At 66.3% G+C, this 9,761-nt stretch carries 6 protein-coding genes; 4 read left to right on the forward strand and 2 right to left on the reverse strand.

Going from position 1 to position 9,761, the window contains the following annotated elements; genetic code table 11:
• On the reverse strand, positions 1-618 hold a 618-nt coding region (locus O3932_RS10170; RefSeq protein ID WP_371538223.1), incomplete at its 3' end, for a class I tRNA ligase family protein.
• 140 nt (positions 619-758) lie between these two features.
• Positions 759-2,216 (reverse strand): threonine synthase, encoded by a 1,458-nt coding sequence (gene thrC / locus O3932_RS10175; RefSeq protein ID WP_371538226.1) that lies wholly within the window; start codon positions 2,214-2,216, stop codon positions 759-761.
• A gap of 598 nt (positions 2,217-2,814) precedes the next feature.
• Between thrC and ispF the strand changes: the two genes are divergently transcribed.
• From ispF to O3932_RS10195, 4 genes are all read left to right on the forward strand, one after another.
• Positions 2,815-3,318, forward strand: a complete 504-nt coding sequence (gene ispF, locus O3932_RS10180; RefSeq protein WP_291449586.1) for a 2-C-methyl-D-erythritol 2,4-cyclodiphosphate synthase — start codon at positions 2,815-2,817, stop codon at positions 3,316-3,318.
• Positions 3,319-3,387: 69 nt separating this feature from the next.
• Entirely contained in the window at positions 3,388-5,316 is a 1,929-nt protein-coding gene (locus tag O3932_RS10185) for a hypothetical protein (protein WP_371538229.1), read from the forward strand.
• 89 nt (positions 5,317-5,405) lie between these two features.
• Positions 5,406-7,427 (forward strand): hypothetical protein, encoded by a 2,022-nt coding sequence (locus O3932_RS10190; protein WP_371538232.1) that lies wholly within the window; start codon positions 5,406-5,408, stop codon positions 7,425-7,427.
• 68 nt (positions 7,428-7,495) lie between these two features.
• Positions 7,496-9,382 (forward strand): hypothetical protein, encoded by a 1,887-nt coding sequence (locus O3932_RS10195; RefSeq protein ID WP_371538236.1) that lies wholly within the window; start codon positions 7,496-7,498, stop codon positions 9,380-9,382.
• Positions 9,383-9,761: the final 379 nt, after the last annotated feature.

Consider the following 9,761-nt stretch of genomic DNA (forward strand, 5'->3'; position numbering starts at 1 on the left):
CCAGGGGCTGTCCCACGAGGCCGTGGCCGGTTCAGACGGCTTACTGGCCTTCCAGAGGGCGAAGTCGCGGGGGTCGCGCTTGCCGGCTTCAACGGCTTCGTCGATCTGGGCGTCGTCTTCGGTGGTGCGCATGTCGACGAGGCGCTGGCGGGTGAGCGAACCGTAGTCGGGCTGGGAGTGGACGTCGAAGTAGACGTTGCCGCGCCCATCCGAATAAGCGTGTCCCGCGTCGATGAGGCGCTGGACGAGGTCGATTTGGTCGGGGATGTGGCCGGTGGCGCGCGGCTCGTAGGTGGGGGCCTCGACACCGAGGGTTTCGTACGCCTCGGTGAATTCGCGCTCGAAGCGGTAGGCCCACGCCCACCAGTCCCAGCCGGCTTCGGCCGACTTGTTGAGGATTTTGTCGTCGATGTCGGTGACGTTGCGCACGTAGGTGACCTGGTAGCCGCTGCGGCGCAGCCAGCGGATCAGGGTGTCGAAGGAGACGGCGGCGCGCAGGTGGCCGACGTGCGGGGATCCCTGCACGGTGGCGCCACACAGGTAGATGCCGACCTTCCCGGGGGTGACCGGGTTGAGGGGCTGGATGCGGGCGCTCTTGGAGTCGTACAGGTGAAGCATGGCATCAATCCTACCTGTCAGGGAGAGGGGGCGAAGGAAAGGGGCACGTCCCGGGAGTATGTAACGAGGCCCGGGTCCCGTCGGGCGAAAGCGCGCGGCTTCGCAGGTGGGGGCTCGGGCCTCGTCGAGTCAGGAGAATCTCAGGCGCCGGGGCGCACGCGCTCGGCAATCAGCGCCTTGAGGTCCTCGGCGGAGTTGGCCAGAGGCGTGACGCGCTCTTCGCGTCCTTCGATGCCTTGGAAGCGCTCGGGCACGGGCGGGAGGTGGCCGGTGGCCTCGAGGATCGTGTCGGCGAATTTGACGGGCAGGGCGGTCTCCATGACGACGAGCGGCCCCTCGATCTGGGAGCGCACCGCGCGGGCGACGTGCACGCCGTCGGCCGTGTGCGGGTCGAGGAGGTAGCCGCTCTCCTGTTCCGTGCGCGCGATCTCGGCGAGGCGGTCCGCGTGTGTGGAGGTGCCGGAGATGAAGCCGTAGGTATCGCGCAGGGCGGCGAACTCGGGCGTGCCGGACAGGTCGAAGGAGCCGTCGCGGGTCAGGGCCTCGTCGAACAGGGCGCGGGTGGCGTCCCCGTCGCGGCCGAGCAGGTCGAAGATAAAGCGCTCGAAGTTCGAGGCCTTGGAGATGTCCATGGACGGGCTGGAGGTCGCCAGCGTATCCGCGGAGGAACGGGGGCGGTAGACGCCGGTGCGGAAGAACTCGTCGAGGACGTCGTTCTCGTTCGTGGCGACGACGAGGGTGCCGAGCGGCACACCCATCTGGCGGGCGATGTGGGCGGCGCACACGTTGCCGAAGTTGCCGGACGGTACGACGACACTGACCTTGGACGAGGCATCGGTGCCTTCCTCGGTGACGCGCAGCCAGGTGGCGACGTAGTAGCAGACCTGGGCGAGCAGGCGTGCCCAGTTGATGGAGTTGACGGCGCCCACGTGCCAGGTGGCCTTGAAGTCGGCGTCCATGTTGATGGCCTTGACCAGGTCCTGACAGTCGTCGAACACACCGTCGACGGCGACGTTGACGATGTTGTCGTCGAGGAGGGAGAACATCTGGGCGCGCTGGAAGGCGGTCATGCGTCCGGCGGGGGTGAGCATGACGACGGAAAGTCCGGGGCGTCCGCGCAGCGCGTATTCGGCGGAGGAGCCGGTGTCGCCGGAGGTGGCACCCACGATAGTGAGCCAGTCGCCGCGGCGGGTGAGTTCGTATTCGAAGAGTTCGCCGAGGAGCTGCATCGCCATGTCTTTGAAGGCGGCCGTGGGGCCGTTAGAGAGGTGGGCGATGTGCAGGTCGGTGCCTTCCAGGGCGTCGACGGGCACGATCTGCGGGTCGGAGAAGGAGGGGGTGGAATAGGCACGGGCCGTGATCGCGCACAGGTCGTCGGCGGGGATGTCGTCGACGAAGAGCGAGATGATGCCGGCGGCCATCGCCGCGTAGCCTTCCTCGCGCAGAACGATCCGCAGCTCGTCCAGGTCGGAGGCCGACAGGGTCGGGTATTCCTCGGGCAGGTAGAGGCCGCCGTCGGGCGCCAGGCCCTCCAGCAGGATGTCGCTGAAGGAGCGGGTGGGCGCATCGGGGCCACGTCGAGTCGAAATATAACGCACGGACAGATCCTATCGGAGAGAAAGCCTGTGAAGCCAGATAGGTCGTATTTCGTCACGTTTTCACGAGGTATGGGCGGGGTGGGTGGTGTACGCAAGGCCCGCGAGTGTGTGATAGAAACAACGCCTGAGTAGCATGGATCCCCGTTGGAACGTTCCGGGTTCTCCCGGCGCGTCGCGGCAAACCTCGTCAAACACGCCAAGTCCTAACACTGACAGATCGGTCAGAGCGGACGAGACGAGGGCGGGCAGCGGAAGGGCGGGGTTTCCTGGGATTCAACCCCGGTCCTGCCCAAGGGGATCAGCTCATCGTTGGCGACACGCTGGTGGACAGGAAGACGGGCGCGCAATCGCAGACCGCCCCTGCCTCTTCGAGCCGACGCAGCTTCGCGCCAGCGCCGACGGGAACGCGGCCTTCGTATGGAAGGACATCGACAGCGCCACCTATTGCTGTGACATGACGAACGGGCAGACCCACTCATCCACTCATCCGTGACAGGCATCGGCACTCGTGTGGGCGTATGACGATCTGCTCATCGGCGTCGTGGGATCGGGCATCGTGGCCTTCACACCGACCTCGTTGTGAGGCTACTCTGGTGGCATGACTGATTTGCCTTTCCGCATCGGACAAGCGGTCGACGTGCATGCTTTCGCAGCCCCTGATTCGCAGCGCACCCTCATGCTCGCGTGCCTGGAGTGGCCGGGCGAGCGCCCCCTCGAGGGTCACTCGGACGCGGACGCCGCCGCGCACGCGCTGTGCGACGCGATGCTGCTGGCCACGGGCCTGGGCGAGCTGGGCACGGTCTTTGGCGTGGATCGCCCCGAGTGGGCGGGCGCGTCGGGCCGCGCGATGCTGCAGGAGGTGCGCCGCATGGCGACCGAGGCCGGCTGGGTGCTGGGCAACGCGACCGTCCAGGTCGTGGGCAACCGCCCGCGCATGGCCGCACGCCTGCCCGAGGCCGGCGCCGTCATGAGCGAGATCGCCGGCGGCACGGTGACGGTGTCGGCGACGACCTCGGATCGCCTGGGTTTCACGGGCCGAGGCGAGGGCGTGGCCGCGCTGGCGAGCGTCCTCATGGTCCGGGTCGCCCCCGCATCCAACTAGACGCGGCTCCCCGCGTCGGCCCGACGCGGGACAGGCACACCGACGCTCCTCGCATGGTACAAACGTCCCATGAGTAACGATGATTCTCGCGTAACGCCTCCCGACGATACGCAGCCGCGTTCATCGCGTGCACGCAGCGAGGAGTCCCCGAGCGGGGCCGACGCCTTCGTCCTGCCCGAGTTCGATTCCCTGCCGGACTTGGCGCCACTGCCCGGCCTTGCTCCGCTGCCGGACTTGGCACCGCTGCCCGACCTTGACGAAGTCTTGAAGGCCGACCCGCTCGCAGGATTCGACGAGGCCCTGGCCGCGCAGGCGGACACCGTCAGTTCGCGCGACGATGACGCACTCCCAAGCGCCGCGCCCGCAGGCGACATCCCATCGCTGCCCACGAGTCCGTCGACGCCCGCGGTCCCATCACCGCCCGCGGTCCCATCACCGCCCGCGGTCTCGACCGCACCGACGCAGAACACAGCCCCGACGTTCACCGTCGCCCCCTCCCAGGCCGATGCCGCACCCACTCACGCAGCCACGGCCTCGTCACGAACCAGTCCCACCCAAGAACCGAACGAACGCGTCACCCACCCTGCGGGTCGCCGGTCCTGGGGCGAGCAGAGGACCACGAATTCCGCCACCCCCATCGGCCTGGCGATCTCCGGTGCCGTCGTCGTAATCAGCGGCATTATTTCCTTGGTCCACACGGGCGGCAGCGATCACAAGCGTCCTACGCTCCCCCCACCGGCCCTCGATACGAAACAGCAGGTCCTCCACGTGCCCGGATACCGTGGGGCCGCGTCGAACACGCATTCCCTGTCGCCCGAGTGGGCCTCGGGCGTCGCCACTGCGTGGACAATCCCCACCACGAACGGGCCGGCGGGCACACCACCGCAGATATACGTCGACGGGTCGGTCCTCTACCTCGCCGCCGACGACCTGATGGAGGACCGGAGGAAATCGGCCGTCACGGTGTCAGCCTATGACCTGTCGGGGAATGAACCCACTCTCCTGTGGACATCGACGGGTCCGACGGAGAACTCGGCGATTATGTCCTCCCACACGCCCGCGTTCCTCTCGGATAACGACCAGGTCTTTTTCCACGACGTCGTCATCGACAAGGCTACGGGCGCGCAGACTCAGGCTCCCTGGAAGAGGGATTATCCCCTCGCGGTGGCCGACGACATCGTGGTGACGTGCTCGACCACAACATCGTGCAGCGGGTGGACGCGCGAGGGCAGCGAGTGGACAAACCTGTGGACGACGACCACGGCGACACAGTCCGGATACGGGTTGCATAACCATGATCTGGGCTACGCGCCTGCGGGCACTGCACTCGCCGGGAGCGGCGCACAGGCCGCCGTCCTAGTCCCCACCGCCCCCGACGAACTCCCGCAGATCCTCAACGTCCATACCGGCGAGGTGACAACCCTGAACAATCCCGACGGGAATGCCGACTATCGGAAGGTCGAAGTGGCCACCGACGGCTTCCTCGTCTACGAGCGCAGCGAACAGACCGGGTTACTCTTCGAACCCAACGGGACCCTCCAGTCCACGTTCACAGCAGAGCCGCACCTGCCGACAGTCAGCCACGACGGGAGGCAGCCAACGACGTCGGACATCCACACCTTCATGACAAGCACGAAGGCACAGTGGACGGCGGGCACGATTGCGCTGACAGGCACAAACGAATGCGCCATCAAGTACAAGCTGACCGCCGACAGCGCCACGCACACAATCTCCATCCCCTCAGCGGCACGCCCGAATATGACGCCGGGCTGCTACTTCGACCCAACCGACGCGCGTGTCAGCGTCGACGGGTCCGCTCTCTACATCGACACCTTCAACTTCCAGGACACGAGCAAATATTTCATCGACACCGCCAAGGGACTGTCCTTCACGTCGAATGACCTCAACGAGGCCACACACCTCACCTGGGTCTTCGACGACATGCTGATCGGCCAGACCGACGGCGGAATTCGAGCGTTCGTGCCTGCCTCCTCCTGAGAGCGCACTGCTCACAGGGGGCGAGGCCTCGGCTGACGAAAGCGGAAAACCCACGCCCGCGTTCCACACGGGTGTGATAGAAACGTCTCATGAGCAACGACGATGTCCTCGGAACCCCCGCCGACGGGACGCAGGCACCCTCCGCGCGCTCGCGGGAGGAGGAGTCCCCGGACAGCGGCGGCGTCTTCGCGCTGCCGGAGTTCGGGACACTGCCGGGCTTCGCGCCGCTGCCCGAACTCGCCCCGCTGCCGGATCTGGCCCCGCTGCCCGATATCGGTGACGTCCTCTCCTCCCCCGCGTCGATGCCCGGCGACGAGGCCGGGGCCGGGCAGGCGGATACCGCGGGACCTCGGGATGACGACCTGTTCCCGGGTGCCTCTCCCCTGCCCGGGATCTCGCCACTACCTGACATCACCCAGCTACTCGCAGACGCTCCCACCTCGCCCACCGTCGACGACACTCAACCCGTTGCGCCAGAGTCCAGGCCTCTCTCAGGCGCCGCTCCGACGCCCACCTCCGCTCGCCTGCCGGACGCGGCTCCCTCGGCCTCGGCGGCCGCCACCCGCGTCTCCGCGGACGCGGCCACGGCCTCGTCGCTGGCGGGACACGTGAGCGGCCGATCATCGAGCGGCCGCACTCCCTTCCGTCTCAAGCCCGAGGAGAGCATCGGCGAGGCTGCCTCCACCCACAAACGCCTGCCCCGCCCCCTGATCGCGCTCGGATGCGTCGTTGCGCTCGGCGTCGGACTCTCTTTCTGCAGCCAACGAAGCGTCGAACCGATGACGTCATCGACTCCGTCGCCTACGGCCTCCTCGGCGCGGGCCTCGCACACGCCGACCGTGCAGGTGCCCGAGCAGGCACCGAATCTTCCTACTCGCGCGCCCGGCTACCGTGGGACCGCAACGAACACGCACACACTGTCGCCCAAGTGGGCCTCGGGGATCGCGACCGCGTGGACGATCTCGGTTGAGAACACATCGCCCACGTTCCTGCCACACATTTACGTCGATGGCTCAACCCTCTACGTTGCATCCAACGCCACGATCAAGGGCGAGCCAGGGTACGCCGTCACGGTCACCGCCTACGACGTGTCGGGGGCGCAGCCCACTCAGCTGTGGTCCTCAACCGGGCACACGAAAAACAACGTGGCCTTAACCTACACGCCCACCTTTGTCTCGAGCGACAACCAGCTCTTCTTCCACGACGTCGTCATCGACAAGAAGACCGGCGAGCAAACCCAGGCCCCCTGGGGCATAGCGTTTCCCCTCGTGATGGCCGACGGCATCCTCGTGACCTGCTCGTCAACAACAACGTGCAGCGGATGGACGCAGGAGGGCAGCGAGTGGACGAACCTGTGGACCACGACAACGACGCAGCAAAATCCATCGGGGCTCCGCCAGCTCGACCTCGGATACTCGCCCTCACGTAACGCTACTACCGGCAGCGGCGAGCACACCTCCGTCCTGGTTCCTATCAACAACGACCGGATTCCGCAGATCATCAATATCCACACCGGGACGATCGCGTCCCTGAGCAACCCCGACGGGGACGGCGAGTACCGAACCGTCGAGGTCACGCCCGAAGGATACGTCGTCTACGAGAATATCGATTCCTACGGGATGCTCTTCGACAGCGACGGCACCCTCCAATCCACGTTTAAGACCGCCCGAAACCTGCCCATCGTCAGTCACGATGAGACACCTCGCAGCGCGCCGGACGTCAAAGAGTTCCTGACGCACCAGAACGCGCCGTGGGCCGTAGCTACCCTGCGCATGACTGGCAGGCACCAGGATGAGTGCATGTTCGAGGTCACCTTCACCGCCGACGGATCGACGCGTACGGCCCCCGTCCCCGATGCGCTGACACCCAGCTTGCCGTCCACCTGCTACTTCGACCCGAAGCAGGTGAGTATCAGCGCCGACGGATCGGCTCTGTACATGGACGCCTTCGTCGGTGCCGACAAGAACAAATACGTCATCGACACCGTCAACGGCGAGGCCTACATGTCTCCGGCGCTCAACGTCTCGGAACAGCTCACCTGGGTCTACGACGACATGCTCATCGCCGTGTCCAAGTCCGGTGTCAAGGCTTTCGTGCCCGCCTCCTCCTGACGTCTGCAACGACTCGGGATGCTTTCCCTCGCGTCCCAACGCCCGGTGCCGCATGGTAGAAACGTCTCATGAGTAACGACGATTCTCGCGTGACGCCTCCCGGCGAGGCGGAGCCGCGTTCGTCGCGCGCACGCAGCGAGGAGTCCCCGAGCGGGGCCGACGCCTTCGTCCTGCCCGAGTTCGATTCCCTGCCGGACTTGGCGCCACTGCCCGACCTCGCGCCGCTGCCGGACTTGGCACCGCTGCCCGGCCTCGACGAAGTCTTGAAGGCCGACCCGCTCGCAGGATTCGACGAGGCCGTGGCCGCACAGGCGGATACCGTCAGTTCGTCGGGGGCCGACACCTTCCCGAACGAGACGCCAACCACCAAGGCCCCGCCCACCCCGAGCAAAGCCACACCCGCGAGCGCGACCACGGCCTCGTCCCGGGCGGTGCCCGATGATATCCCGCCGCGCGGCGACAGCCCCGCCCCGGCGTCCAAGGAAGCCGGGGACACCAGCAAATCCAGCAAGCGCTCCGTGGCCGCCACGCTCGCAGCCCTTGGTGCCACGATTGGTACCGCGTTTTCGACGGGCCACGTCGGTGGCAGTACCACGCCTCACGTCCATACTCCACGAGTGCCGCACGGGTCGCTGCCGAGCGCGCCGCTGACGCACGCGCCGCTGCCGAGTCTACCGAGCCTGCCGATGCCGACTCCCTCGCTGCCGAGTCTGTCCTCACTCAAAGCAGCGGGATACCAGGGAAGCGCACAGGATACGCACGCCCTGTCGCCTGCGTGGGCATCGGGTGCCACGACCGCGTGGACGATCCCTGTGTCGGCTCAATCGGCCGACGCGACACCGCAGTTCCACGTGGACGGGTCGACCCTGTACATTGCCTCTGATGCTGCGAACAGCAGCAAGAACGGCTCGGCCGTCACGGTGTCAGCCTACGACTTGTCGGGGAGTACACCCGCCCGCCTGTGGACGTCGACGGGTCCCACACAGAGCTCAGCGAGATTGTCGTTCCACACGCCCGCGTTCGTCTCGGGCGAGGACCAGGTCTTTTTCCACGACGTCGTCATCGACAAGGCTACGGGCGCGCAGACTCCGGCTCCCTGGGGGACAGATTTTCCCCTGGCTCTGGCTGACGACGTCATGGTGACGTGCTCGACCACGACGACGTGCAGCGGGTGGACGCGCGAGGGCGGCGAGTGGACGAACCTGTGGACCACGTCCACGGCGACGCAGTCCGGATACGGGTTGCGCGACCATGATCTGGGCTATGCGCCTGCGGGCACTGCGGTCGCAGGGAATGGTGTGCACGCCTCGGTCCTGGTTCCCACCGCCCCCAACGAACTCCCTCAGATCCTCAACGTCCATACCGGCGAGGCGGTGACCTTGAGTAATCCCGACGGGAATGCCGACTCCCGGAAGGTCGAGGTGGCCACCGACGGTTTCGTCGTCTACGAGAGCTCCGGTTCTCGCGGGTCTCTCTTCGACAGCGATGGAGTCCTTCAGGCGACATTCACCGCCGAGCAGGACCTGCCCGCGCTCAGCCACGACGGGAGGCAGCCGACGACGTCGGACATCCAGACCTTCATGACACAGAAGCGAGCGGCGTGGGCTACGGGAACGGTGAGCATGACCGGCACGGGCGAGTGCACGATCACGGTCACCCTGACCGCCGACGACTCGACGCGCGAGGTCCCGCTCCCGGACGCTGCACGCCGGTCCATGCGCGACGGCTGCTCCTTCACCCCGAAGGACCTGCGTGTCAGCGCCGATGGATCGACCCTGTATGTCAGGTCCTTCAGCTCCCAGGACACTAACAGCTACATCATTAACACTGCCGATGGTTCGTCTTCCTCGACGAAAGACTTCACGAGGACCACACGCCTCACCTGGGTCTTTGACGACATGTTGATCGGCATCACCGATAAGGAAATCAAGGCGTTCGTTCCTGCTTCCTCGTGACGAGGCCTGGGTGGCCACGGCGTCATGCTGTGCTCGCACGCCAGCCCCCTGCTCCGCACGTGGGCCGCCTGTTCCGCACGTGGGCCGCCTGTTCCGCACGTGGGCCGCCTGTTCCGCACGTAGGCGAGGTTGCCCACATTCGGAATAGCGGGTTAGCGTGCGGAGGAGAGGACCCAGCTTCGGAATAACGGATGAGTGTACCGAGGAGAGGGACTCTCCGATAAGCGAGAGCGGAGTATCTGCCCTCTGGCCCCGAGCCGTGGAGTATCTGTTCTCTGGCCCCGAGCCGCGGAGTACCGACGAAGCGATCCGCTGGAATACACCCCCACACAACACCGAGGACTAGTCCCGCCAACACGACATGTCCAATAACCCCAAT

Source organism: Pauljensenia sp. 20925_1_25, assembly GCF_041433955.1.
In the GTDB taxonomy this organism is placed as follows: Bacteria; Actinomycetota; Actinomycetes; order Actinomycetales; family Actinomycetaceae; genus Pauljensenia.

What these genes read in the sequence shown, in the direction of transcription:
- ispF (WP_291449586.1), top strand. Translation starts at nt 2,815, where the DNA reads ATGACTGATTTGCCTTTCCGCATCGGACAAGCGGTCGACGTGCATGCT.
- O3932_RS10195 (WP_371538236.1), top strand. Translation starts at nt 7,496, where the DNA reads ATGAGTAACGACGATTCTCGCGTGACGCCTCCCGGCGAGGCGGAGCCG.
- O3932_RS10185 (WP_371538229.1), top strand. Translation starts at nt 3,388, where the DNA reads ATGAGTAACGATGATTCTCGCGTAACGCCTCCCGACGATACGCAGCCG.
- O3932_RS10190 (WP_371538232.1), top strand. Translation starts at nt 5,406, where the DNA reads ATGAGCAACGACGATGTCCTCGGAACCCCCGCCGACGGGACGCAGGCA.